The organism is Novosphingobium aerophilum, from assembly GCF_014230305.1.
GTDB classification, from domain to species: Bacteria; Pseudomonadota; Alphaproteobacteria; order Sphingomonadales; family Sphingomonadaceae; genus Novosphingobium; species Novosphingobium aerophilum.
In genome coordinates this window covers 166104-190602 of record NZ_JACLAU010000004.1, presented here as the reverse complement: position 1 = coordinate 190602, position 24499 = coordinate 166104, and the positions used below count along the sequence as shown (strand labels likewise).

The window sequence follows — 24499 nt, the reverse complement described above, 5'->3', positions numbered from 1 at the left end:
CGGCCCGCAAGGCCCCCGCCCCGCGCCGCCGCGACGACGAGGGCCCGCTGCTCGGCCGCGAGGACCTGCGCGAGCGGGGCCGCCGCGCTCGGGGCCAGCGCGCCGCCGAAGGGACCGCCGCTCCGGCGAAGTTCGGGGACGCCCGCCGTGCCCGCGCGAACGCCGCGAAAGGCCGACCCGAGGGCGGTGCGGCCCATCCGCCCGGGCGCGGGGATGGCAACCGCCGGCCCGGTGGACCGACCGGACGCAAGCCCCGCCCGGGAGCGCCGAAGGGGCGCCGGCCATGAGCCTGCGGATCATCGCCGGGCAATGGCGCGGCCGCAAGCTCGCCGCGCCCGAGGGCGACACCACCCGCCCGACCGCCGACCGCACGCGCGAGACGCTGTTCTCGATGCTGGCGAGCCGCCTCGGCAGCTTCGAAGGGCTGGCCGTGGCCGACCTGTTCGCGGGATCGGGCGCGCTCGGGCTGGAAGCGCTGTCGCGCGGGGCTGCCTCGTGCCTGTTCGTCGAGCAGGATCCGCCGGCGATCCGTGCGCTGCGCACCAATGTCGCCAACCTGCGGGCGCAGGGGCAGTGCGATGTGCGCGCCGCCTCGGTCCTGGCCCTGGGCCCGGCCAAGGCCCCGCTCGATCTGGTGCTGCTCGATCCGCCTTACCGCTCGGGCGCGGGCGCGGTGGCGCTCGACAAGCTGCGCCGCCTCGGCTGGCTGGCCGAAGGGAGCTGGATCAGTCTGGAAACCGCCGCCGACGAGGAGGTCCGGCTGAAGGGCTTCACCGTCGATGCCGACCGCAAGGTGGGCAAGGCCCGGGTCACCCTGCTGCGGCTGGCGGCGGAATAGAGAACCCGTCGCCCCCTTGACCGAGAGCGCCTAGTCCCGCGCCCGCCCCAGCGTCACCCCGGCGAAGGTCACGGCCCCCGCCAGTGTCAGGAACAGCCCGACATAGGCCGTGCCGCCCCGATCGGCGAGCGCCTGCGCCGCAAAGGGGGCCAGCGCTCCGCCGATGATCCCGCCGAGGTTGAAGGCCACGCTGATCCCGGTGTAGCGCACCTCGACCGGGTAGAGCGTCTGCAGCCAGGCCCCGAGCGGGCCATAGGTCAGGCCCATCACGAACAGCGCGGAGGCCAGGGTGAACCACACCAGCCCCAGCGATCCCGAGCCCAGCCCGGACCCGAAGGCCAGCCCGACCACCACCGTCAGCACGGCGCCGCTCGCCAGCACGCGGGCGGGACTGGTGCGGTCGGCCCACCAGCCTGCGGCCAGGATGCCCAGGGCCAGGAACAGGTTGGCACCCAGTTGGACGGTCAGGAAGGTCTCGCGCGGGTAGCCCAGGGTCTTGGTCCCGAACGACAGGGCAAAGGTGGTCGCCAGATAGAACAGGGCGAAGCAGGCCACGACCCCGGCGATCCCGGCCAGCACCGCGCCCGCATGGTGCGACAGCAGCGCGCCCAGCGGCACCCGCGGCGGCGGGGCGTGATCGCGCGCCTCCCGGAAGGCGGCGGTCTCCCCGATGTTGAGCCGCACCCACAGTCCCACGCCGACCAGCGCCGCGCTGGCGAGGAACGGGATGCGCCAGCCCCAGGCGGCGAAGTCCGCCTCGGAGAGGCTCAGGCCCAGCAGCAGGAACAGGCCGTTCGCCGCCAGGAAGCCGACCGGCGCGCCCAGTTGCGGGGCCGAGCCAAAGCGTGCCGCCCAGCCGGGCGGGGCGTTCTCCACCGCCAGCAGCGAGGCCCCGCCCCATTCCCCGCCCAGCCCGAAGCCCTGCCCGAAGCGGAGCAGGCACAGCAGCGCGGGGGCGATCGGCCCGGCCATGGCATAGGTCGGCAGGAAAGCGATCAGCACGGTCGATCCGCCCATCAGCAGCAGCGAGGCGACCAGCGTGGACTTGCGCCCGACCCGATCGCCGAAATGGCCGAAGGCGATCGCCCCGACCGGTCGCGCGAAGAAGGCCAGGCCAAAGGTCATGAACGACAGCAACTGCTGCGCCGCGACCGAGTGGGCCGGGAAGAACAGCGGCCCGATCACCAGCGCGGCGGCCGTGGCATAGATGTAGAAGTCGTAGAACTCGATCGCGGTGCCGACCAGCGCGGCGGTCAGGACGCGGGCGTGGGTGCGAAGCGGGTGCGCGGCAGGCTGGGTCATGCCCCGCCGGGTTGCCGGGTCACCGCGACCAGGTCAACCGTCCGCAATCCCGCAGCGAGTCCCTTCCCCCCGATTGGCCAGCGGGTGAAAGGCCGGTGCAAGGCCGGTGCAAGGCTCCGGCAAGACGAAAAGGGGCGCCCGCTTGCCTGGACGCCCCTTCCCGCGACCCTTGCGGCCCCCCGGATCAACCGATCCGGATCACTGGCCGCGCGGATTGCGGCAACTGTCGCGGACGGTCCGGCTGCAGACAGGATGGGTCTTGTTCATCGCGTCGGGCGGCGGAGCAGAAGCGTTGCCGTTGCTGGCCATGGCCCCACTGCCAGTGGCTGCGCTGCCCATCCCCATACCGCCCATGCCGGACTCGCCTGTGGTCGACGGAGTTGAGGAGCGCATGTCCCCGCTCCCGGATGCGGTCGTCGTCGTGCCGCTCATGTCGGCCGCCATAGCGCCGCTTCCCGCCCCGGTCGCGCCGGTGGCACCGCCACCACGCTGGGCGGTGATCTGCTGTTCGATCGAGGCCCAGGCTGTGGTGCGCTGGTCCGGCGTCATCGCCAGGACCTGGCCCCGCTGGTCGGAGCTCAGGACCCACCAGGCTGCCTGCTGGCCGGGGGTCAGGGTCCAGAAGTACTCCTGCTGGGCGGCAGGCAGCGCGTCATAGGCGCTGCGGCGGTCTTCCGGCCAGCCGGTGTAGCGGCCGCGCTGCTCGCCGGTCATCGTGTAGGGCCCGGTCGGCGCGGGCGCCGTGGTCGCGCCGGCGCCCATGGTGCCGTCCATGGTCGGGGGGGAGGAACCGGTCGCCTGCGCCTGCAGCGCGGGACCGCCGGCCAGCGCCAGCGCCAGTGCCAGCGCGCTGGCGGCATGGAAGGATCGCATCGCATGTCTCCTGAAGCGGCCCGATGGGCCAGTCGCAGCGGGTTACGGTCGCCCCGCCGCAGGGTTCCCCGAAGATCGGCGAAGCGGCCCCGCCCTGCGCCGGATCACCGCACGATGCCCGGCGATGGCACTGACGAATGCTTGCTCCGGCGCCAAATGTTCCCTAGCTGTTCACCGATGTCGCAACCGCCGAACCTTGCTGCCGTCCTGCCCGCTGCCGCCGCCGCGCCCGAGTGGATCGCCCGGCTCAACCCGCCCCAGCGCGAGGCGGTGGAGACCACCGAAGGACCGGTGCTGATGCTGGCCGGGGCCGGCACCGGCAAGACCGCCGCGCTCACCGCCCGGCTGGCCTGGCTGGTCCAGTCACGCCGGGCCTGGCCGAGCGAAATCCTCTGCGTGACCTTCACCAACAAGGCCGCGCGCGAAATGCGCGAGCGGGTGGGCCACCTGATCGGCCCGGCGGTGGAAGGGATGCCCTGGCTCGGCACGTTCCACGCGATCGCCGCCAAGATGCTGCGCCGCCATGCCGAACTGGTCGGCCTGCAGAGCAATTACACGATCATCGACACCGACGACCAACTGCGCCTGCTCAAGCAGCTGATCGTGGCCGAGGGGCTGGACGAGAAGCGCTGGCCGGCGCGCCAGTTGGCCGGGCTGATCGACCGCTGGAAGAACCGCGGCCTCAATCCCGGTGATCTCGATGCCGTGGAGAACGAGCTTTACGCCAATGGCCGCGGGCAACAGTTCTACCGGCTCTACCAGGATCGGCTGAAGGCGGTGAACGCCTGCGATTTCGGCGATCTGCTGCTGCACATGCTGAACGTGCTGCGCGGCCATCGCGAGGTGCTGGACCACTACCGCCAGCGCTTCCGGTACATCATGGTGGACGAATACCAGGACACCAACCAGGTCCAGTACCTGTGGCTGCGGCTGCTGGCGCAGGAGCACAAGAACATCTGCGTGGTGGGCGACGACGACCAGTCGATCTATTCCTGGCGCGGCGCGGAAGTGGCCAATATCCTGAAGTTCGAGAAGGATTTTCCCGGCGCGCGGGTGATCCGGCTGGAGCAGAACTACCGCTCCACCCCGCAGATCCTCGCCGCCGCCTCGGGGCTGATCGGCGAGAATTCGCAGCGGCTCGGCAAGACGCTGTGGACCGAGCTCAATCATGGCGACAAGGTCCGTGTGATCGGCGTCTGGGACGGGCCCGAAGAGGCCCGGCGGATCGGCGACGAGATCGAGCGGCTGGAGCGCGAGGGGGCCTATCTCAACCAGATCGCGATCCTGGTCCGGGCCCAGTTCCAGACCCGCGAGCTGGAGGATCGCTTCATCCAGATCGGGCTGAACTACAAGATCGTCGGCGGCTTCCGCTTCTATGAACGGGCCGAGATCCGCGATGCGCTGGCCTATCTGCGGGTGATCGCCCAGCCGTCGGACGATCTGGCCTTCGAACGGATCTACAACACCCCCAAGCGCGGGCTGGGCGACAAGGCGCTGGAACGCCTGCACCGCCACGCCCGCGGCCAGGGCGTGCCGCTTCTGCGCGCCGCGCTGGATGTCTGCGACACCGACGATCTGCCCGCCCGCGCCCGCAACACCCTGCTGGCCCTGGTGCGCGACTTTGCCCGCTGGCGCGAGAGTGCCGCCACCCTCGCCCCGGCCGAGCTGGTCCGCACCGTGCTGGACGAAAGCGGCTACACCGCCATGCTCCAGGCCGAACGCAGCGCCGAGGCCGCTGGCCGGCTGGAAAACCTGTCCGAGCTGGCCCGCGCAATGGAAGATTACGAAACGCTGGGTGATTTCCTGGAACACGTCAGCCTGGTGATGGACAACGAGGCCGCCGACGATGCCGAGAAGGTCACGATCATGACCATCCACGCGGCCAAGGGGCTGGAGTTCGACCAGGTGTTCCTGCCCGGCTGGGAGGAAGGCGTGTTCCCCAGCCAGCGCGCGGTCGACGAGGGCGGCCTCGCCAGCCTGGAGGAGGAGCGGCGCCTCGCCTATGTGGCGATCACCCGGGCCAAGCGGCGCTGCACCATCCTCCACGCCGCCAACCGGCGCATCTACGGCCAGTGGACCAGCTCGATCCCCAGCCGGTTCATTGCCGAGATCCCCGAGGATCATGTGGAGAGCGAAACCACCCTGTCGGGCGGGGCCTCGCTGTGGCGGGCGCAATGGTCCGAGCGGGACGATCCCTTCGCCCATGTCGCCCGCGACCGGCCCGACCGCACGGCCCAGCGCGGCCCCGGCTGGCAGCGGGCGGCGGCCGGCACATTCGACACCACCCCGCGCCGGGTGGCCGAGAACACCCGCAGCGCCGCCAGCTTCGCGGCCAAGCCGCGGCTCGACCTGGCCGTGGGCGACCGCGTGTTCCACGAGAAGTTCGGCCAGGGCACCATTGCCGCGCAGGAAGGCAACAAGCTGGAGATCGATTTCGACGCGGCGGGCCGCAAGCGGGTGATCGACAGCTTCGTCCGCCGGGCGGACTAGGCGGCGCGGGCAGCTCCCGCGCTGATCGAAACGGCTGGAGCAGGTGGGGAGCGGACGTTGGGCTGGGGCTGCCGGGTCGGCACCCCCCCCACTCCTCAACCTCAGCCTTTGAGACATTGCCCTCCCGCCTGATCCCGTCATCCTGAACTTGTTTCAGCCGTCATCCTGAACTTGTTTCAGGATCCATGGGGCCTCTCGTTCGGCTATGGGTTCGGTCGTGCGAGCTTGCCCCTGCGCTTCATCTCCGGCGGCACAGCCCCGGGGCGCGATTGATCCTGAAACAAGTTCAGGATGACGAAGGGCGCGAGGTCGGGATGACGCCGGAAACAGGGTCAGGGGTGACGGTGTTGGAGCGGGGCGGATCATGTCCGCACTGGGGAGGGTTCGAACGTCCATTCCCAGGCGCAACCCGGCCTTCGAAGGGGTCCATGCCGCTTGCGCCCCGTCAGGCGGGCGAGTGGGGAGCGCGCGGCGTCAGGGCAGGTTAAGCGACTTCGCCCCGCGCGCATCGAACCACACGGCTCCGTTGGCCACCATCGCCATGCCGTCGCGGACGAACATTTCGTGCGGGATGGCGTCGCGCAGGCGGGCGATCGCGGCGGGGGTGAACACGCGCGGCCAGTGGGCCAGGAACTCGGCCGGGTTGCGCAAGGTCAGGCGGACGGGGCCATTCACCCGCAGCGGATAGGATACGGCGGCGGCCGCCTTCCGGCGATCGCCGCGAATCACCCCGGCGATGAACTGCCGGCAGCGGGCCTCGAAGACGGCATCGCTCTGGCTGGTCACGTCACCATACCAGCGGCTGGGCGACGGCCCCGGACGAACGGTGCCGAAGCCGAACCGCACCGGCAGGACCCGGCTCCCCAGGGTCCAGTCTCCGGCCAGACCGGTCGAGGTGTAGAAGGTCAACGGCCGGGGTTCCCGGGCATCGGCATTGGTCAGGGCCAGCACCATGCGACCGCCGCCCGGTTCGGTGAGCGTGATGCTGTCACCATCCTGCCGGACAGTCAGGGCAATGTCCTGACCGCTCGACGCGTAGTAGTAATGGGCCGCCTCGATCCGGGTGTGGTCCCGCACGGTGAGGTTCAGCCCGGCGCGATAGGGGCCGACCGAGCCCTCGGCGATGAACGTCTCGATCCGTCCGGCCGGTTCCGCCCGCGCCACCGCCGGCAGCGCCAGCATGACCAGCGCCCCCGCCACCATGTCGCGCCGCCGGACCATCATGGCTCAGTCCACGCCCTTGCCGACACGGGGCGGGAGGTTCGTGTCGATCGGGCCTTTCACCCGTTTCGGGCAGATCGCGGCGATCTCGGCCCGGCGTTGCTTCAGGTAAAGCTCACGCGTGGCGACATAGGGATCGGGCGATTCCTCGCGCATCTTGGTCAGGACCGCGTCCTGCTCGATCCGGTCATTGAGCGCGTCGATGGTGATGGCGGGAATCGAATAGTACGGCCGGTTGAACGGCTTGCCGATCGCCAGGGTGAACAGCGGCTTGTCCAGCGTCAGGCCAACCAGATCACGCAGGGTGATCGGGCCGACCAGCGGCAGGAAGAAGAACGGCCCGTCGCCGATGCCATAGCAGGCGAAGGTGTTGGCGAAGCCGTTCTGGCGATAAGGCAGGTTGAGCGGCTGGCGCTTGGCGACATCGACCAGTCCGCCGACCCCGATGGTCGAATTGAAGGTGAACCGCACCACCGACTTGGCGGCGCGTCCGGGCTTGAGCTGCAACAGGTAGTTGAGCGCCGAGACCGGCTCTTCCAGATTGCGCAGGAAATTGCGCAGGCCCGACCGGATCGGGCTCGGCACCGATTTCCGGTAGCCCATCGCCAGCGGGGCGGTGAACACCTGGTCAACCGCCTGGACCACCTCGAACGACTTGGCGTTGAGCTGGACCAGCGGATCGGCCGGGGTCCTCACCCGGGCGGAAACCACGATCTCGTTGCCAAGCTCGCTGCGGAGGGCAGGTTCGGCCTCGCCCGTCGGACCAGGGACCGGGGCACTTGCGGCCGGGTCGGACGCGCCGGGAGATCCGGATGGTGCCGCGACCGGCGACGCTGCGGGCACAGCCACGGTCGGCGCTGGCGCGGGAGCGACCGCCTCGGAGGCTGGCGGTGCCGCAGCGAGGAGGACGAGCAGAAGATGGGACAAGACTCGGGGCTTTCATCGGGCGAGCGGTGCCACGGTGTTCGCCGCGAAACCTTTCAGCAGCCTGACTGGCGGGCACCCGAAGGCGCCCGATGACCGGCAAGGTTCATATAGCTGTCACGCAGGTGCAGACAATCCCGCCCGGACAATATCCCGCCTGCCTCGACAATCCGTCTCGACGAGCCGCCTCGTCGATCCGGCTCGCCGCCGGCCCGGCGCGGCTCAGCCGGGCAGCGCCGAAACGTGCAGGAAGCCCGGAACCGGACCGTTCCATTCCCCGGGCGCCGAGCTGTCAGCCCGATCGCGGTGCGATGGGGCCTGGGGCTCAGCGCGGGGCTGGCTCTGCGCCTGCGACGGGGCCGGCCGCGCATCGCGGGCCGGGCGGTCACGCTCGCGGCGGGGACGCCGATCCGCGCGCGCATCGCCCATGTCCTCGCCAAGGCCATCGTCGGTTGCGACAGCCTCGACCGGATCGGCGGGGCGCCGGTCATCGCCGCGATCGGCCTTGCCACGCCGTGACGGGCGCGCGCCATCCGGCTTGGCCTCGCCGCGCCGCCCGCGACCGCTGCGCTCGGCCGGCCGGTCCTCGCGGTCCTCCCCGTCGTGCACCGCCGCATCGGCGGACAGTTCGTAAACCGGGATCGGACCGCCGGTCAGCCTCTCGACATTGGCGATCGCCTCGGCGTCCTCCTCCGACACCAGGGTGAACGCCCGGCCCGTGGCTCCGCCGCGACCGGTCCGGCCGATGCGGTGGACATAGTCATCCGGATGCCAGGGCGTATCGAAGTTGAAGACGTGGCTGACCCCCTTCACGTCGAGCCCGCGGGCCGCGACGTCGGAGGCGACCAGGATGTTGATGTCCCCGTCCTTGAAGCGCTGCAGCTCGGCATTGCGCGACGGCTGGTCCATGTCGCCGTGGATCTCGCCGGCCGAGAAGCCGTAGCGCTTCAGGCTCTTGGCCAGATCGCGCACCGTGGTCTTGCGGTTGGCGAAGACGATCGCGGTGGTGACGTTGTCGGTCTGCAGCAGGTGGCGCAGGACATCACGCTTCTTGCGCGAGGTCACCTTCACCTTGTGCTGGACGATGTTGGTGTTGGTCGTGGCCGGGCGCGCCACCTCGATCGACTTCGGATTGCTCAGGAACTTGTCCGCAAGCTTCTTGATCGGGGGCGGCATCGTGGCCGAGAACAGCAGGGTCTGGCGATTGGCCGGCAGCTTCGAGCAGATCGTCTCGATATCGGGGATAAACCCCATGTCGAGCATGCGATCGGCCTCGTCGATCACCAGCAGGTTGCACCCGGTGAGCAGGATCTTGCCCCGCTCGAACAGGTCCATCAGGCGGCCGGGGGTGGCGATGAGCACGTCGACGCCTTCGGTCAGCGCCTTGACCTGGTCACCCATCTGCACGCCGCCGATCAGCAGCGCCATCTTGAGATCGTGGTTCTTGCCGTACTTTTCGAAGTTTTCGGCGACCTGGGCGGCCAGTTCGCGGGTCGGCTCGAGGATCAGCGAGCGCGGCATCAGGGCGCGGCGGCGGCCGTGAGCCAGGATATCGATCATGGGCAGCACGAAACCGGCGGTCTTGCCCGTCCCGGTCTGGGCGATGCCGATCAGGTCGCGCATCATCAGCACGGAGGGGATGGCCTGCGCCTGGATCGGAGTCGGCTCCGTGTATCCGGCCTGTTCCACGGCCTTGAGCAATTCGTCGGATAGGCCGAGATCGGCGAAATTCATGGATGTCGATGTCCGGATAGCAGGTTGGGCCGTCGCATCCCTGTCCCGGTCGGGCCAAGGCATCGGCTGCCAGTCGCGCCCACAGTTTGCACGGCGGCGAGACTGCCGGCCTCTAGGCGCATAGCGGCTGCGAAGTCAAGGAAATGCGGCTGGCCGGCGGGTCTGCCCCGCCCGCCGCCTCACTCGTCCGGATCGATCTCGACCAACTGGCGCAGCTTGCCCAGCGCACAGTTCGCGCCGGTTCGCGACAGCAGCTTGTCCCGCGCCGCGCAGATCATCCCGTCAGCGGTCCGCTCGACCAGGAAGCCCGAGTAATAGTCGCGCGCGTTGCAGCCCTTCTCCAGCGAGGCGCTGACGATCCGTTGATCGCGCATGAACAGGATCAGGCGACTGGGCCCGTCGGCCTGAACCCCGGCAATGCCGCCCACCGGGACGCATTGCCCCATGCGCCGCTCGACGAAGCGGGGACCTGCGCGCTCGGCGAAGTCGGTCATCAGGCTGCGCCGCAGATCGCGGCTGAACGGCACACCGGGACGGCTGACCGGACCCGGGGTGATCCGGATGATGACCCGCTGCTCGATCCGCACCTGCTGCGCGCGTTCGGCCTCACGCTGCTGGCGGACCATGTCGGCGAAGCCCAGGTTGGCGCGATCGGCCGGTCGGGGGGTCTCCGGCTCCACCGCCCAACGCGCGGCGTCATCGCCGGCGGGCGCTTCGCTGACGGGCTTCCCGGAGTCGGTGCCGACGGCCACTGGCAGCAAAGCCAGGACCGGCGCCAGCAGGCTGGCAGCCAACGGACCGAACACCGGGTTCATCAGGAACGCAGACCTCCGCCAGACCAGGCCTGCCGGACAGGCCTATCCAATCTTCACGCCGGTTTAGCCGGTACGCTTGAACCATGGCTTAACCCGCGCGGGGAAACCTTGCCAAGCCCTGATGCCAAGCCCTCTCGCCCGCTGGCTCCTCCGGGCAGGCTGTGCCATAGGGGCGGCCATGACTTCGCCTTCGGACACCTTCCTCGCCGCAGCAGCAGCCGTGCTCGGGCCGCGCGGCCTGACCACCGATCCGGACCTCCTTTCGCCCTGGCTGACCGACTGGCGCGGCCGCTTCACGGGCCGGGCCTGCGCCCTGGCCTCCCCCACCTCGACCGCCGAGGTCGCTGCGCTGGTGCGGGTCTGCCGCGAGCATGGCGTGCCGATCGTGCCGCAGGGCGGCAACAGCGGCATGTGCGGGGGGGCCACCCCGGACGACAGTGGCACGGCGCTGCTGCTCTCGCTGCGCCGGCTGGACCGGATCGATCCGATCAACACCGATGCCCGCCAGGTGACCTGCGGCGCCGGCACGATCCTGGAGAACCTCCACAACGCCGCCGAGGCCGTGGGCCTGCGCTTTCCCCTGACCCTGGGCGGCAAGGGCTCGGCCACGGTCGGCGGGCTGGTTTCGACCAATGCCGGCGGGACGCAGGTGTTGCGGCACGGCTCGATGCGGGCGCTGGTGCTCGGGCTGGAGGCGGTGCTGGCGGATGGCTCGGTGTTCTCGGCGCTGACCCCGCTCAAGAAGGACAACCGCGGGTTCGATCTGAAGCAGGTGCTGATCGGGTCCGAAGGCACGCTGGGCATCGTCACCGCTGCCACGCTGCGGCTGGTGCCCGCCGTGGCCGAGCGCGTGGTGGTCTGGGTCGGCCTGTCCTCGCTCCAGCGCGCCCGGGCGCTGCTGCTGGCCTGCGAGGATCGGCTCGGCACGGCGCTCGAAGGGTTCGAGGTGATGCCCGCCTCGAGCGTGGCGGCCGTGCTGGCCTATGAGCCCGGTGCCCGCGCGCCGCTGGCCGAGCCGCATGCCTGGCACGTCCTGATCGAGGTCGTGGCCGACGCGACCGGCGCCGCCGACCTGCGCGAGCGGACCGAGACCGCAATCGCCGCGGCTTTCGAACAGGGCCTGGTCGACGATGCGGTGATCGCCAGCGGCGAGGCCCAGGCCGAAGCGCTGTGGCGCATCCGCGAATCGATTCCCTCGGCCGAGCGGGCCCAGGGGCCGGCCGTCCAGCATGACATCTCGGTCCCGGTGGAACGCATGCCGGACTTCGTCGATGCCGCCGTGGCCGAGGTGGAGGGGCGCTTCCCGGGGGTCCGCGCGGTCGCTTTCGGGCATCTTGGCGACGGCAATGTCCACTTCCACGCCCTGGCCCCGAAAGGGACCGAGGCACAGCCCTGGTACAGCGGGACGGGCAAGGAAATCAGTGCCCTGATCCACGATCGCGTGGTCGAATGGGCCGGATCGATCTCGGCCGAGCACGGCATCGGGCAGCTCAAGCGGGACGAGCTGGAGCGGTTGGGAGATCCGGTCTCGCTCGCCCTGATGCGCCAGATCAAGCATGCGCTCGACCCGGCCGAGCTGCTCAATCCGGGCAAGCTTGTCACGCTTGCGCCCCACGGGCCGACCGCCTAAACCGCCGCCCCGTGAATTCACCCCGGCGCGCATGCCGCGCCGTTCATGCCATCCCTTGCCTGGCCCGGCCGATGTCCGGGCTTCACCCGGAGAGTGTATTATGGCCAGCGCGCCGCAAGCGAGCCTTCCCGTTTTCTACCAGGACCTCATGCCGCTCAACAGCCGCGATCACGCGAACTGGCGGAGCCGCTCGACCAACCGTGCGCCCTGGCTTTATGGCTTCCACGCCATCCCGCTGACCGCCGAGGAGTTTCCGCAGGCCTCGCGCAACTTCCCGATCATCTTCTCGTCGGGGCCCGACCCGGTGCCGCTGGCGCTGATGGGCCTCAACGAAGGCGTGAACGTGTTCGTCGATCAGGACGGCAAGGTCGAGGACAACATCTACATCCCGGCCTATATCCGCCGCTATCCGTTCCTCCTCGCCAAGCTGACCCCGGAAACCACCGACCTGTCGCTGTGCTTCGATCCGACCTCGGACCTGATCGGCGAGTTCGAGGAGGGCAATGCCCTGTTCGACGGCGAGACCCCGACCGACCATACCCAGGCCCTGCTCGGGTTCTGCGAGCAGTTCGAGCAGGCCGGCGCCCGCACCCAGGCCTTCGTGGAGGAACTGAAGAAGCATAACCTGCTGATGGACGGCGAAGTTGCCATCCAGCAGGACGGCGTCGAGCAGCCCTTCATCTATCGCGGCTTCCAGATGATCGACCAGGAAAAGCTGCGCGATATCCGCGGCGACATCCTGCGCACCTGGAACCAGAACGGTCTGCTGGCGCTGATCTATGCCCACCTGTTCTCGCTCGAGCTGATCCGCGAGATCTTCGGACGCCAGGTCCAGCAGGGCAAGGGCCCGATCGCCGTTCCCGCGGCCTGATCCCCACGCCTTGTTTCGCCCAGGGGGGGGCGGGTCCGGCTGGGCCCGCCCCCCTTGTCGTTGCGGCGCCGACGTCCCATCGTTCCCGCGTGGAGGGAGCACGGCCTGGTCGGCGCCGGCCGGAACTTGCGCCCGGGCCCCCGCTTTGCGCGAACATGTTTTGCGTGAACGTGTTTTGCGTGAACCGCCTCGCACGCCCCACTTGAATGGGGCGAGCAGTTGTCCTACCTGTAGACAGTCGATTGGGCTCCCCTCATGGCCCGTCGGCGGGTGCGCAGCTTGCGCACTTCCTCCCTGAACCTTGGCCACCTCGTGCAGATGCACGAGGTGGTTTTTTATGGGCCGCGGCAGATGGCCGGACACGGTCCATGGAAATGCCGAAAAACGCCAGAAAACCGGGCCTATTCCGCGGCCTCGCGCCAGCGATCGGTGCGGTCCGTGCCGCGCAGCGCCGCCACATCCTCGGCCAGCCGGGTCACCAAGCCGGTGAGCAGCCGCACCATCGGCTCGAACCCGGGCCCGAGTTCGGCGAGTCGCGAATCGAGATAGCGGGCCCGATCGATCTCGAGCTGGAACCCGTGCAGCCCCTGGGCGGGATCGGCGTGGCGTTCCAGCACATAGCCCCCAGCATAGGGCCGGTTGTGCGCCGCGGCGGCACCGGCCCGGCCGAACCATTCGAAAGCCGAAGCAATCAGCGCACCCGAACAGGTGCTGCCGAACCGGTCCCCCAGCACAAAGGTCGGCCCCGGCTGCCCGCCCGCCGGTTCCAGCGGGGGCATCGAATGCAGATCGATCAGCAGGGCCACGCCCCAGCGCGACCGCAACCGGGCAAGCTCGCCCGCCAACGCGGCATGATAGGGTTCGTGAACCTGCGCGATGCGCCGCGCCAGATCGTCGGCATCGATCCGCCGCCGCCACAGCTCGCCCACCCCGGGCAGGCGCCGTGGCACCAGCCCCAGCCCGCTGCGCACCCGGCGGCTGGGCGATGGCCTTGGCGTGGCCGACAAGGAGGCGGATGGCCCGGTCGCGGTAACCATGTCCCAGTCGATATCGTCGGCCGCCCGGTTGAGGTCGATCATGGCCCGCGGCGCATGGGCGACGAGCAGCGATGCGCCGGTGGCCGCCGCTACCGCCCGGGCCAGGGCGTCGACCTGCCGGTCCTCCAGCCGCAGCGCGGCCAGCGACGGATGCCGCATCCGCTCGACCAGCGCCGGCGGATAGCTGCGTCCGGCATGGGGCACCGCGATCAGCACCGGAATCTCGGACGGATGTCGCAGGGTCAGGTCGAAGGCCGGGCTGGCGGCGAGACCGGGAATCACCGGGCCTTCGGTCCGCCCGGCTGTCGCGGCCCCATCCCCCGGACCACCCGGCACGGCATCGGGACAAGCGGCAGGCAGAATCGGGCGGCGGACCATGGCGCAAGGCTGAACGTCGCGCGCCGCCCTGTCAAAGCCTGCTGCACCGTGGGGCAAGACCAGAATGTTAACCTGAACCGCCTTATGTAACGCGCCCGAAAAGAGCGAATCCACCAACACGCAAGGGTCACCGAATGCTGCGTATCCTCCTGGCCGAAGATGAAGAAGCGATGCGCACCTACCTGAGCCGCGCCCTTGAGAACGCCGGGTACAGCGTCGTCGCGGTGGATCGGGGCACGGCCGCCGTGCCGCTGCTGGAGACCGAACGGTTCGACCTGCTGCTTTCGGACATCATCATGCCCGAGATGGACGGCATCGAGCTGGCGCAGCGCTGCGCCGAGATCAGCCCCGAAACCAAGGTGATGTTCATCACCGGCTTCGCCGCGGTGACCCTCAAGGCCAGCCAGGAAGCCCCGCAGGCCAAGGTCCTGTCGAAGCCGTTCCACCTGCGCGATCTGGTGCTGGAGGTCGATCGCGTGTTCGGCCTGCCCAGCACGGCGCGCGGCTGACCGAATCGGCTTGATTCCATCCGGGCCCCTCGTTAAAGGCGCTCCCCTGCCCGGCAGTGATGCCGGGAAGCCGAATGGTGCCGGGCGTATAGCTCAGTGGTAGAGCACTATGTTGACATCGTAGGGGTCGCAAGTTCAATCCTTGCTACGCCCACCATTCGCTGAAAAGGCCCCGGACTTCCGGGGCCTTTTTCGTTGCATCGGGCTGGCGCGCTTGGCGCCTTCCCCCGCTTGCGAACGGCGCTTTCCCTGCTAAGGGCAGCCCGTGCAACTCTCCCCGGGAAGGACGGCAATGGCCAAGATCAAGGTAGCCAATCCCATCGTCGAGATGGACGGCGATGAAATGACCCGCATCATCTGGCAGTGGATCCGCGAGAAGCTGATCCTGCCCTACCTCGACATCGACCTGAAGTACTACGACCTGTCGATCGAGAACCGCGACGCCACCAACGACCAGATCACGATCGATTCGGCCAATGCCACCAAGCAGTACGGCGTGGCGGTGAAGTGCGCGACGATCACCCCGGACGAGGCCCGCGTCGAGGAATTCGGCCTGAAGAAGATGTGGAAGTCGCCCAACGGCACGATCCGCAACATCCTGGGCGGCGTGGTGTTCCGCGAACCGATCGTGATTTCCAACGTGCCCCGGCTGGTGCCGGGCTGGACCGACCCGATCGTGGTCGGCCGCCATGCCTTCGGTGACCAGTATCGCGCCACCGACACGCTGATCCCGGGCCCGGGCAAGCTGCGCCTGGTGTTCGATGGCGAGGACGGCACCAAGATCGATCTCGACGTGTTCGACTTCCCCAGCGCGGGCGTCGCCATGGCGATGTACAACCTGGACGATTCGATCCGCGACTTCGCCCGCGCCTCGTTCAACTATGGCCTCAACCTGGGCTGGCCGGTCTACCTCTCGACCAAGAACACGATCATGAAGGCCTATGACGGGCGCTTCAAGGACCTGTTCCAGGAGGTGTTCGAGACCGAGGGCTTCAAGGAGAAGTTCGCCGAGGCCAAGATCATCTACGAGCACCGCCTGATCGACGACATGGTCGCCTCGGCGCTGAAGTGGTCGGGCAAGTTCGTCTGGGCCTGCAAGAACTACGATGGCGACGTGCAGTCGGACACCGTGGCCCAGGGCTTCGGCTCGCTCGGCCTGATGACCTCGGTGCTGATGGCGCCCGACGGCAAGACCGTGGAGGCCGAGGCCGCCCACGGCACCGTCACCCGCCACTATCGCCAGCACCAGCAGGGCAAGGCGACCAGCACCAACCCGATCGCCTCGATCTTCGCCTGGACCCGCGGCCTGTCCTATCGCGGCAAGTTCGACGGCACCCCCGATGTCGTCCGCTTCGCCGAGACGCTCGAGAAGGTCTGCATCGAGACCGTCGAGAGCGGGAAGATGACCAAGGACCTGGCCCTGCTGATCGGCCCGGACCAGAACTGGCTGACCACCGAGGGCTTCTTCCAGGCCATCGTCGACAACCTGGAAGCCGAGATGCAGAACTGGGCCTGAGCGGCCCGGTCCTGACCAAAGCGTGAGAGGCCCCGGCACTGCCGGGGCCTTTTTCGTTGGCGCTTGGGGGGCAGCCTAGGCGGTCGGGGGCCCTCTCCCAACCCTCTCCCCTGAAGGGGAGAGGGCCATGACCGCGCCTCTTGACAAACAGGCCTCAGTCCAACCTTCTCTTGCCCTCGGTCCGGACTTGTTCCGCACCAAAACCCGCTCAGCTTGAGCTTGTCGAAGCTCCGGACATGCTTCAACAAGCTCAGCCTGAGCGGGGTGTGGGGATGTCCGACTGTGGCGTCGGTGACCCCATTCGTGGCGCCGACGAACGTCCGCTTCACAACCCACACGGACATCACGCCCCCCTCCTCCATCGTCGCCCCGGCCTTGAGCCGGGGCAGGGCTTGCGCGGCACCGGCTGGAGAAGAACAGCCCTGCCCCGGGTCCCCGACCTCCGTCAGGGCAGGCAAGCCCCGGGGCGACGGGGAAAGAAGCAGGGATCAACTGCAACGATCGATTGCGCCTGGTTGTCATTCCGATCCTCCCCCGTTTTGCGCAGCACAACGGGGGAGGGGGACCGCGCTGCCGCAGGCAGCGGGGTGGAGGGGGACAGCAACCGGCCCCCTCTCTCAGCCGGCATTCGCCGTCTGACACCTCCCCCGTTGCATCCTGCGGATGAAACAGGGGAGGATCGAAGAACCTCCGCTCCCCTCCCCACCCGGACGTCCCGCCATCCTTTCCCTTTGTCGCTCCGGACCTGCATGACCTGACAAAGGTCAGGGATCAGGGAGCCAGCCAACCTTCATATACCTGCGCCATCAGCAAGCTGGATCCCGGGTCCAGCCCGGGATGACGGTGACTGTGGGGTGGTGACTGGCGTTACGGGCGGCTCCAGCCCAAAGCCCCTCACCCATTCCAGCCGTTACCCAAGCCGACCAGTTGCTCCACGCCGCCTCGCCAACCGACGCTGCCGGCCCTTCACCCCACAGCCCGTGACAAGCCGCCCCCCCTCCCCTAACCTTTGACCATGGCCGCCGATCTCCACACCCCCGCCTTGTCCGATGCGCTGGTGATCCTGGGGGCGGCCGGGCTGGTGATCCCGGTGTTTGCGCGCTTCCGCATCACCCCGGTGATCGGCTTCATCCTGGTCGGCCTGCTGGTCGGGCCGCATGGACTGGGGGCGCAGGTCGATCGCTATCCCTGGCTCTACCACGTCACCATCACCGATCCGGACGGTCTGGCCCCCTTCGCCGAGTTCGGCATTATCCTGCTGCTGTTCTCGGTCGGGCTGGAGCTGTCGTTCTCGCGCCTCTGGGCGATGCGGCGCGAGGTGTTCGGGGTGGGCGCGGCCGAGCTGACCGGCAGCGCCGGGCTCATCGCGGTGGGACTGATGCTGCAGGGCAACGGCTGGGCGACCGCGCTGGCGCTGGGCCTGGCGCTCGCCCTGTCCTCCACCGCGCTGGTGCTGCGCCTGACCGACGCGCGCACCCCGGTCGGCCGGGCGGCGCTGTCGATGCTGCTGTTCGAGGACATCGCGCTGGTCCCGATCATCTTCCTGCTCGGCGCCATCGGCGGGGGCGATGCCGCGCAGCCGCCCGAGGCGATCCTGCGCACCCTGGGGCTGGGTGCGCTGGTGCTGGTGGCGCTGCTCGCCGTCGGCCGCTTCCTCCTGCCCGCGCTGTTCGCCCAGGCGGCGCGCACCCGCAGTCCCGAGCTGTTCCTGTCGGCCAGCCTGCTGGTGGTGATCGTCGCCTCGCTGGCGACCGCTGCGGTCGGGCTCTCGCCGATCGTCGGTGCGCTGCTTGCCGGATTGCTGATCGCCGAGACCGAGTACCACGGCGAGGTCGAGACCATGACCGAGCCGTTCAAGGGGCTGGCCCTCGGGATCTTCCTGATCACGGTCGGCATGCAACTGGACCTGGCGCTGCTGTGGGCACGCGGGGCCGAGGTGCTGGCCGCCCTGGGGCTGGTGTTCACCGCCAAGGCCTTCGTCACCGCGATCATGCTGCGCTTGTCCGGCGCCCGTGCCGGGACCTCGGCCGAGGCCGGGATCCTGCTCGCCAGTCCGTCCGAGACCACGCTGATCGTGCTGACCGCGGCGATTGCGGCGCGGCTGCTGTCGCCCGAGGAGGCCGGGTTCTGGCAGATGGTCACGGCGCTGGGCCTGACGGTGACCCCGCTGCTCGCGCTGGTCGGACGCTGGCTGGCGCGGCGGGTCGAGCGATCCGGTGCCCGCCCCCCCGCCGAGCCCGACGAGGGCCCGCGCGCCGTGGTGATCGGCTTCGGCCGGGTCGGCCGGCTCGTCGCCGACATGCTGGCCCAGCACGACCAGCCGTACCTGGCGATCGACGCCGACGCCGATCTGATCGCCGAGGGCCAGCGCGAAGGCTATGCCGTGGCCTATGGCGACGCCGCGCGCGGTGCCATGCTCGGCCGGCTGGAGCTGGACCGGGCGACCGCGGTGATCCTGACCATGAACGATCCCCAGGGCGCGCTGCGGCTGGTCCGCCGCATCCGCAAGGACCACCCCGACCTGCCGATCATCGCCCGCGCCCGGGATGCCGGAAACGCCGGGCAGCTCTACCGCGCCGGAGCGACTCACGCGGTGCCCGAGACGCTGGAAAGCTCGCTGCAACTGTCCGAGGCGGTGCTGGTCGACCTCGGCGTGCCGATGGGCTTCGTCATCGCCTCGATCCACGAGAAGCGCGACGAGTTCCGCAGTCAGATCATGGAAGAGGGCCAGTTGGCTGCCAAGCCGCGACTGCGCACCGCCACCTTGCGCGATCGCGGCAGCGGCTGATCTCCCTGACGCGGCCGGTCGGCCCGGTTCAGCCCGCCAGCACGGCCCGCACCGCGGCGATCGCCTCGGCCGCCTTGCTGCCGTCCGGACCGCCACCCTGGGCCATGTCGGGCCGGCCGCCGCCACCCTTGCCGCCCAGTGCCGCGACACCGGCACGGACCAGGTCGACCGCGCTGACCTTGGCGGTCAGGTCATCGGTCACCGCGGCAGCGATGCTGGCCTTGCCTTCGTTCACCGCGACGATCGCCGCGACGCCCGAGCCGAGCCGCTGCTTGGCCTGATCGAGCAGGCCGCGCAGATCCTTGGGATCGAGCCCCTCGAGCACCTGGCCCGCGAACCTGACCCCGCCGACCTCCTCGTCGGCCGCCGGAGCCGCGCCGCCGCCGCCGCCAAGCGCCAGGGTCTTCTTTGCCTCGGCCAGCTCGCGCTCAAGTTTGCGGCGTTCGTCCAGCAGGGCCGCGACGCGCGCCTCGACCTCGTCGGGTGTGGTCCGCAGCAAGCTGGCGGCGTTCTTGAGCGCATCCTCGCGGCCGACCAGCCAGCGACGGGCGCCCTCGCCGGTCAGCGCCTCGATGCGGCGCACGCCCGACGAGACCGCGCCTTCCGAAACGATGCGGAACAGGCCGATGTCGCCGGTGGCGCGGACATGGGTGCCGCCGCACAGCTCGACCGAATAGTTGCGCCCCCCGTTCAGGCGGCCCATCGACAGGACGCGGACCTCTTCGCCGTACTTCTCGCCGAACAGGGCCATGGCCCCGGCGGCGATGGCATCGTCGGGCGTCATCAGGCGGGTGGTCACGGCCTCGTTATGACGGATCTCGGCATTCACCTCGGCCTCGATCGCCGCGATGTCCTCGGCTGTCAGCGCGGTGGGCTGCGAGAAGTCGAAGCGCAGCCGGTCGGCCGCGACCAGCGAGCCCTTCTGGGTGACATGACCGCCCAGCCGGTTGCGCAGCGCGGCATGGAGCAGGTGCGTGGCCGAGTGGTTGGCGCGGATCGCGTCGCGGCGGGCGACATCGATGTCGAGCCTGACCACATCGCCGACCTTGATGGTGCCGTTGGCAACCGTGGCGGCGTGGGCGTGGAGCCGGCCGAGCGGCTTGGCCGTATCGTGGACCGTCAGGCTGAGGCCGTCGGCGCCGGTGATCGTCCCGGCATCGCCGGTCTGCCCGCCGCTCTCGCCATAGAACGGGGTCTGGTTGACGATCACGGTGACCGCCTCGCCCGCCGCGGCGCTGGGCACCTCGGCGCCATCACGGACCAGCGCGACGACCTGGGCCTCGCCGGTGGTGGCGGTGTAGCCGGTGAACTCGGTGGCGCCGACGCGTTCGGCGATGTCGAACCACACCTCGCCCGCGGCCGCCTCGCCCGACCCCTTCCAGGCGGCGCGCGCGGCGGCCTTCTGGCGGGCCATGGCGGCATCGAAACCGGCGCGGTCAACCGCGATGCCGCGGGCGCGCAGGGCGTCCTCGGTCAGGTCGTAGGGGAAGCCATAGGTATCGTAGAGCTTGAACGCGGTCTCGCCGGGCAGCTCGCCGCCATCCGCCAGGTCGAGCGTGGCCTCGTCGAGCAGCTTGAGCCCGTTCGACAGGGTGCGGCGGAACTGGATCTCCTCGCGCTGGAGGGTCTCCTCGATCAGCGCCTGGGCGCGGCCCAGCTCGGGATAGGCCTGGCCCATCTCGGCCACCAGCGCCGGGACCAGCCGGTGCATCAGCGGGTCCTTCGCGCCGAGCAGGTGCGCATGGCGCATGGCGCGGCGCATGATCCGGCGCAGCACATAGCCGCGGCCCTCGTTGCTGGGCAGCACGCCATCGGCCAGCAGGAAGCTGGTCGAGCGAAGGTGATCGGCGATCACGCGGTGGCTGGCGGTCTGTTCACCGGCGGCCTTGACCCCGGTCAGGCTTTCCGACGCGGCGATCAGCGCCTTGAAGGTGTCGGTATCGTAGTTGTCATGCTCGCCCTGGAGCACGGCGGCGATGCGTTCCAGCCCCATGCCGGTGTCGATGCTGGGCTTGGGCAGGCTGCCGACGATCTCGCCGGCGGCCTGTTCGAACTGCATGAACACGAGGTTCCAGATCTCGATGAAGCGATCGCCGTCCTCGTCCGGACTGCCCGGAGGTCCGCCGGGAATCGACGGGCCGTGGTCATAGAAGATCTCGGAGCACGGGCCGCAGGGGCCGTCATCGCCCATCGCCCAGAAGTTGTCCTTGGTCGGGATGCGGATGATCCGCTCTTCGGGCAGGCCGGCGATCTTCTGCCATAGCGCAAAGGCCTCATCGTCGGTGTGGTAGACCGTGGCGAGCAGCTTGTCCTTGGGAAGGCCCCACTCGCGGGTCAGCAGGGTCCAGGCATGGGTAATCGCCTGTTCCTTGAAGTAGTCCCCGAACGAGAAGTTGCCGAGCATCTCGAAGAAGGTGTGATGCCGCGCGGTGTAGCCGACATTGTCGAGATCGTTGTGCTTGCCGCCCGCCCGCACGCACTTCTGCGACGAGGTGGCGCGCGGCGTGGCGCGGGTCTCCAGCCCGGTGAAGACGTTCTTGAACGGGACCATGCCCGCGTTCGTGAACATCAGGGTGGGATCGTTGTAAGGCACCAGCGGCGCGGACGCGACCACCTCGTGCCCCTGCGAGCCGAAGTATTCGAGGAAGGACCGGCGGATTTCGTTGGTCGAAGTCATGGCTAGGCCGATAGGACAGAGCCTCGCGCCGGACAAGCGCGAAGGCATCAGGACTGGGTGTAGGTGGCGGACGGTGGGGTATGGGCGCCGGGCTGGCCTTGGCGCATGGGCCCACACGCAAAGGCCGGCGCGAGGATCGTTCCCTCGCGCCGGCCCTGCGTTCCGGGCTCCGTCAGCGGAGCCCCTTGGGGATCAGAGGTCGTCGTCCGCGTCCGGACCCGTCATCATCTCCCCGGCAAGACCTTCGGTGCGGCTGCGGATGGCAGCCTCCAGCCGGTCGCAAACTTCGGGATTTTCCCGCAGGTAGGTCTTGGCATTCTCACGCCCCTGACCGATGCGGATCGAATCATAGCTGAACCAGGCGCCCGACTTCTCGACGATCCCGGCCTTGACCCCCAGATCGAGGATCTCGCCGATCTTCGAGATGCCTTCGCCGTACATGATGTCGAATTCGACCTGCTTGAACGGCGGGGCGACCTTGTTCTTGACCACCTTCACGCGGGTGGAGTTGCCGACGATATCGTCGCGGTCCTTGATCTGGCCGGTGCGGCGGATGTCGAGCCGGACCGAGGCATAGAACTTCAGCGCATTGCCGCCGGTGGTCGTTTCCGGATTGCCGTACATCACGCCGATCTTCATGCGGAGCTGGTTGATGAAGATCACCATGCAGCGCGACCGGCTGATCGATCCGGTCAGCTTGCGCAGCGACTGGCTCATCAGGCGGGCCTGGAGGCCGACGTGGCTGTCGCCCATCTCGCCCTCGATCTCGGCCCGGGGGACCAGCGCGGCGACCGAATCGACCACCAGCACGTCGATCGCGTTCGAGCGGACCAGGGTATCGGTGATCTCCAGCGCCTGTTCGCCGGTGTCGGGCTGGGAGACGATCAGCTCGTCGATGTTGACGCCCAGCTTCTTCGCATAGACCGGATCGAGCGCATGTTCGGCGTCGATGAAGGCGGCGGTGCCGCCCATCTTCTGTGCCTCGGCGATGACGTGGAGCGCGAGGGTGGTCTTGCCCGAGCTTTCCGGCCCGTAGACCTCGATCACCCGGCCGCGCGGCAGGCCGCCGACACCGAGCGCGATGTCGAGCCCGAGCGAGCCGGTGGAGATCGCTTCCACCTGCATGGTCTCCTTCGAGCCCAGCTTCATCGCGCTGCCCTTGCCGAACGCGCGGTCGATCTGGGCGAGCGCTGCCTCGAGCGCCTTCTGCCGGTCCATAGAGTCCTTGTCCTTGCCTTCCTGGATGAGCTTCAACTGAGCAGCCATCACGAGCCTCCTTGCCTAGTTGGCGCTGACCGGAAAGGTCAACCTTGAGCCCGATGTATCGCCTTTGTTCTCATGGAACAAGGGGGGAACGAAATTTTTCCTACGGCTTGCGCCAAGCGGCCGGAATCCTTGGAGCGGCGCCGCATGGGCACAAGGAACCCGGGCGGTGGTTGACACGGTTGACACGGTTCAGGCGAGAAAGTTCTCCCCGGTTTTCGTCGGCCTCCGGTCGACCTTGCGTCCGGCCATGCGTCCTTCCGATTCCCGCTGCGACCCAAAGGCCAGTGTGGCTTAGCGAACCCGGGTAGGACAGGCCCCCACGAGACCCCGCGCCGGACGGGCGCCTGCCAGCAGGGACGGCGGCCCTGTTAACATTCCTTTACGTCTGGATGAACGGTTCCTGCCCGGCCGGCACGGCTGCCGTTCAGGTTCGATCGCCTAAACATGAACTCACAGGCGAATCGCGGAAGGGGCAATGGGGCTCTCGTCCGGTCCGCCCGAGGAGTTTTGCGTCATGGGCATTCTCAAGAAGGCCACCCTCGCCACGGTTCTTGCCGCCACTGCCGTCACGTCGGTGACGCCCGCCATGGCCGACCCCTATTACGGCCGCCGCCGTGGGGGCGGAGACGCCACCGGCGCGGCGATCGCCGGCGGGATCATCGGTCTGGCACTCGGCGCGATCATCGCCTCGAGCGCCAACCGCAACAACCGCTTCGCCGATCGCGGCTGGACCTGGCGCGACGGATACTACTGGGACCGCCAGGGCCACCGTTACGATCGCGACGGCCGCCCCTGCGATGACGACGGCTATTACGATCGCCGCGGCTACAGCGACCGGGGCTGGAACGACCGGAACTGGAACGATCGCGGCTGGAACGATCGCGGCTGGAACGATCGCGGCTGGAACGATCGCAACTATGGCAACCAGGGCTGGTCGCGCGATGACCGCGGCGCTTACCGGAACGACGGGCCCCAAGGGGACCCGCGCTGGCGCTACGGCAACTGAACCGACCGGCCGGATCGTCCGGGGCCAGCCGCCCCGGACGATCCATCATCGCATCGGCAAGCACCGTACCGGCAATCACCAAATCGGATTGATCGTATATCGCTGAACGAATGAAGGTTCAGCGAGCATTCACCACCGGAATGGCGTGATCGGGTCAGTCCGGAACAGGCTGGAGTTCCCATGATGACGATCCTGCGCAATGTCCTGCTCGGCAGCGGTCTTGCTGCCGTTGCCCTCACCTCCTCCACCCCTGCCCTCGCCGACCACCGGGGCGGCGACACGACCGGGGCCGCGATCGCCGGCGGCATCGTCGGCCTGGCGGTTGGCGCCGCGGTCGCCTCGTCGGCGCGGCGCGACCGCTGGGACGACTGGGGCGGGCCGCCCCCCCGCTACTGGGGCGGGCCGCGCTACCGTGCCTATGTCTATCACGCCTATCCGCCGCGCTATTACTATCGCGACTGGAACCGCTATCGCTGGGAGCGCGAACGGTGGGAGCGCTGGCGCTGGCAAAACCGGGCCTGGCAGAACCGGGGCTGGCAGAACCGGGGCTGGCATGATCGGCGCTGGGACGGCCCACGGTACTGGGATGGTCCGCGCCACTGGGACGGACCGCGCGGCTGGTAA

The 24499-nt window shown here is 69.1% G+C and carries 18 protein-coding genes, 1 tRNA gene and 1 pseudogene; 11 read left to right on the top strand and 9 right to left on the bottom strand.

Going from position 1 to position 24499, the window contains the following annotated elements; translation table 11 throughout:
* Positions 1–287 (top strand): annotated as a pseudogene (locus H7F49_RS19320) (hypothetical protein); the annotation flags it as partial.
* Complete coding sequence (gene rsmD / locus H7F49_RS05265) at positions 284–838, top strand: 16S rRNA (guanine(966)-N(2))-methyltransferase RsmD (RefSeq protein WP_185682518.1); 555 nt, start codon at positions 284–286, stop codon at positions 836–838. The pseudogene H7F49_RS19320 and the gene rsmD, both read left to right, overlap by 4 nt.
* A gap of 30 nt (positions 839–868) precedes the next feature.
* Here rsmD and H7F49_RS05260 read toward each other — a convergent pair whose 3' ends face one another.
* Both H7F49_RS05260 and H7F49_RS05255 read right to left on the bottom strand, forming a co-directional pair.
* Positions 869–2140: an MFS transporter gene (locus tag H7F49_RS05260; protein ID WP_185682517.1), complete on the bottom strand. Its 1272-nt coding sequence runs from the start codon at positions 2138–2140 to the stop codon at positions 869–871.
* A 198-nt stretch (positions 2141–2338) separates the two neighbouring features.
* Complete coding sequence (locus tag H7F49_RS05255) at positions 2339–3013, bottom strand: hypothetical protein (protein WP_185682516.1); 675 nt, start codon at positions 3011–3013, stop codon at positions 2339–2341.
* A gap of 177 nt (positions 3014–3190) precedes the next feature.
* Between H7F49_RS05255 and H7F49_RS05250 the strand changes: the two genes are divergently transcribed.
* A complete protein-coding gene (locus tag H7F49_RS05250) occupies positions 3191–5503 on the top strand; it encodes an ATP-dependent helicase (protein ID WP_185682515.1) in 2313 nt (770 codons plus the stop codon).
* 474 nt (positions 5504–5977) lie between these two features.
* Here the strand turns inward: H7F49_RS05250 and H7F49_RS05245 are convergent, their stop codons facing one another.
* From H7F49_RS05245 to H7F49_RS05230, 4 genes are all read right to left on the bottom strand, one after another.
* On the bottom strand, positions 5978–6727 hold the full coding sequence (locus H7F49_RS05245; RefSeq protein ID WP_185682514.1) for a hypothetical protein: 750 nt from the start codon (positions 6725–6727) through the stop codon (positions 5978–5980).
* 3 nt (positions 6728–6730) lie between these two features.
* Positions 6731–7435, bottom strand: a complete 705-nt coding sequence (locus H7F49_RS05240) for an MlaA family lipoprotein (protein WP_185682513.1) — start codon at positions 7433–7435, stop codon at positions 6731–6733.
* Between the two features lie 435 nt (positions 7436–7870).
* Positions 7871–9382 (bottom strand): DEAD/DEAH box helicase, encoded by a 1512-nt coding sequence (locus tag H7F49_RS05235; protein WP_185682512.1) that lies wholly within the window; start codon positions 9380–9382, stop codon positions 7871–7873.
* 179 nt (positions 9383–9561) lie between these two features.
* On the bottom strand, positions 9562–10197 hold the full coding sequence (locus H7F49_RS05230; RefSeq protein ID WP_185682511.1) for a hypothetical protein: 636 nt from the start codon (positions 10195–10197) through the stop codon (positions 9562–9564).
* Between the two features lie 178 nt (positions 10198–10375).
* Here H7F49_RS05230 and H7F49_RS05225 point away from each other — a divergent pair, with 178 nt between their 5' ends.
* Positions 10376–11827, top strand: a complete 1452-nt coding sequence (locus H7F49_RS05225; RefSeq protein WP_185682510.1) for an FAD-binding oxidoreductase — start codon at positions 10376–10378, stop codon at positions 11825–11827.
* A gap of 100 nt (positions 11828–11927) precedes the next feature.
* Positions 11928–12698 carry a SapC family protein gene (locus tag H7F49_RS05220; protein WP_185682509.1) on the top strand — a complete coding sequence of 257 codons (771 nt, stop codon included), beginning with the start codon at positions 11928–11930 and terminating at the stop codon, positions 12696–12698.
* A 401-nt stretch (positions 12699–13099) separates the two neighbouring features.
* Here the strand turns inward: H7F49_RS05220 and H7F49_RS05215 are convergent, their stop codons facing one another.
* The gene (locus H7F49_RS05215) at positions 13100–14113 is read right to left on the bottom strand and encodes an N-formylglutamate amidohydrolase (protein ID WP_185682508.1); all 1014 of its coding nucleotides are present in this window, start codon (positions 14111–14113) and stop codon (positions 13100–13102) included.
* A gap of 134 nt (positions 14114–14247) precedes the next feature.
* On the opposite strand from H7F49_RS05215, the gene cpdR reads away from it, so the two are divergent.
* The 4 genes from cpdR (at position 14248) to H7F49_RS05195 (ending at position 18926) form a co-directional block, all read left to right on the top strand.
* On the top strand, positions 14248–14622 hold the full coding sequence (cpdR, locus tag H7F49_RS05210; RefSeq protein ID WP_185682507.1) for a cell cycle two-component system response regulator CpdR: 375 nt from the start codon (positions 14248–14250) through the stop codon (positions 14620–14622).
* A gap of 82 nt (positions 14623–14704) precedes the next feature.
* Positions 14705–14779, top strand: a tRNA-Val gene (locus H7F49_RS05205).
* Between the two features lie 135 nt (positions 14780–14914).
* Positions 14915–16138: an NADP-dependent isocitrate dehydrogenase gene (locus H7F49_RS05200; protein ID WP_185682506.1), complete on the top strand. Its 1224-nt coding sequence runs from the start codon at positions 14915–14917 to the stop codon at positions 16136–16138.
* 1015 nt (positions 16139–17153) lie between these two features.
* Positions 17154–18926: a cation:proton antiporter domain-containing protein gene (locus H7F49_RS05195; RefSeq protein WP_185682505.1), complete on the top strand. Its 1773-nt coding sequence runs from the start codon at positions 17154–17156 to the stop codon at positions 18924–18926.
* Positions 18927–18954: 28 nt separating this feature from the next.
* Here H7F49_RS05195 and alaS read toward each other — a convergent pair whose 3' ends face one another.
* Both alaS and recA read right to left on the bottom strand, forming a co-directional pair.
* Entirely contained in the window at positions 18955–21603 is a 2649-nt protein-coding gene (gene alaS / locus H7F49_RS05190; protein ID WP_185682504.1) for an alanine--tRNA ligase, read from the bottom strand.
* 192 nt (positions 21604–21795) lie between these two features.
* On the bottom strand, positions 21796–22869 hold the full coding sequence (gene recA, locus H7F49_RS05185; RefSeq protein WP_185682503.1) for a recombinase RecA: 1074 nt from the start codon (positions 22867–22869) through the stop codon (positions 21796–21798).
* A 514-nt stretch (positions 22870–23383) separates the two neighbouring features.
* Between recA and H7F49_RS05180 the strand changes: the two genes are divergently transcribed.
* Together H7F49_RS05180 and H7F49_RS05175 are read left to right on the top strand one after the other, a co-directional pair.
* Positions 23384–23875 (top strand): hypothetical protein, encoded by a 492-nt coding sequence (locus tag H7F49_RS05180; RefSeq protein WP_185682502.1) that lies wholly within the window; start codon positions 23384–23386, stop codon positions 23873–23875.
* 180 nt (positions 23876–24055) lie between these two features.
* Complete coding sequence (locus H7F49_RS05175; protein WP_185682501.1) at positions 24056–24499, top strand: hypothetical protein; 444 nt, start codon at positions 24056–24058, stop codon at positions 24497–24499.

What these genes read in the sequence shown, in the direction of transcription:
- H7F49_RS05255 (WP_185682516.1), bottom strand. Translation starts at nt 3,013, where the DNA reads ATGCGATCCTTCCATGCCGCCAGCGCGCTGGCACTGGCGCTGGCGCTG.
- H7F49_RS05180 (WP_185682502.1), top strand. Translation starts at nt 23,384, where the DNA reads ATGGGCATTCTCAAGAAGGCCACCCTCGCCACGGTTCTTGCCGCCACT.
- H7F49_RS05215 (WP_185682508.1), bottom strand. Translation starts at nt 14,113, where the DNA reads ATGGTCCGCCGCCCGATTCTGCCTGCCGCTTGTCCCGATGCCGTGCCG.
- H7F49_RS05200 (WP_185682506.1), top strand. Translation starts at nt 14,915, where the DNA reads ATGGCCAAGATCAAGGTAGCCAATCCCATCGTCGAGATGGACGGCGAT.
- H7F49_RS05225 (WP_185682510.1), top strand. Translation starts at nt 10,376, where the DNA reads ATGACTTCGCCTTCGGACACCTTCCTCGCCGCAGCAGCAGCCGTGCTC.
- H7F49_RS05245 (WP_185682514.1), bottom strand. Translation starts at nt 6,727, where the DNA reads ATGATGGTCCGGCGGCGCGACATGGTGGCGGGGGCGCTGGTCATGCTG.
- rsmD (WP_185682518.1), top strand. Translation starts at nt 284, where the DNA reads ATGAGCCTGCGGATCATCGCCGGGCAATGGCGCGGCCGCAAGCTCGCC.
- H7F49_RS05235 (WP_185682512.1), bottom strand. Translation starts at nt 9,382, where the DNA reads ATGAATTTCGCCGATCTCGGCCTATCCGACGAATTGCTCAAGGCCGTG.
- H7F49_RS05220 (WP_185682509.1), top strand. Translation starts at nt 11,928, where the DNA reads ATGGCCAGCGCGCCGCAAGCGAGCCTTCCCGTTTTCTACCAGGACCTC.
- H7F49_RS05230 (WP_185682511.1), bottom strand. Translation starts at nt 10,197, where the DNA reads ATGAACCCGGTGTTCGGTCCGTTGGCTGCCAGCCTGCTGGCGCCGGTC.
- cpdR (WP_185682507.1), top strand. Translation starts at nt 14,248, where the DNA reads ATGCTGCGTATCCTCCTGGCCGAAGATGAAGAAGCGATGCGCACCTAC.
- H7F49_RS05260 (WP_185682517.1), bottom strand. Translation starts at nt 2,140, where the DNA reads ATGACCCAGCCTGCCGCGCACCCGCTTCGCACCCACGCCCGCGTCCTG.
- H7F49_RS05195 (WP_185682505.1), top strand. Translation starts at nt 17,154, where the DNA reads ATGGCCGCCGATCTCCACACCCCCGCCTTGTCCGATGCGCTGGTGATC.
- alaS (WP_185682504.1), bottom strand. Translation starts at nt 21,603, where the DNA reads ATGACTTCGACCAACGAAATCCGCCGGTCCTTCCTCGAATACTTCGGC.
- H7F49_RS05175 (WP_185682501.1), top strand. Translation starts at nt 24,056, where the DNA reads ATGATGACGATCCTGCGCAATGTCCTGCTCGGCAGCGGTCTTGCTGCC.
- recA (WP_185682503.1), bottom strand. Translation starts at nt 22,869, where the DNA reads ATGGCTGCTCAGTTGAAGCTCATCCAGGAAGGCAAGGACAAGGACTCT.
- H7F49_RS05250 (WP_185682515.1), top strand. Translation starts at nt 3,191, where the DNA reads ATGTCGCAACCGCCGAACCTTGCTGCCGTCCTGCCCGCTGCCGCCGCC.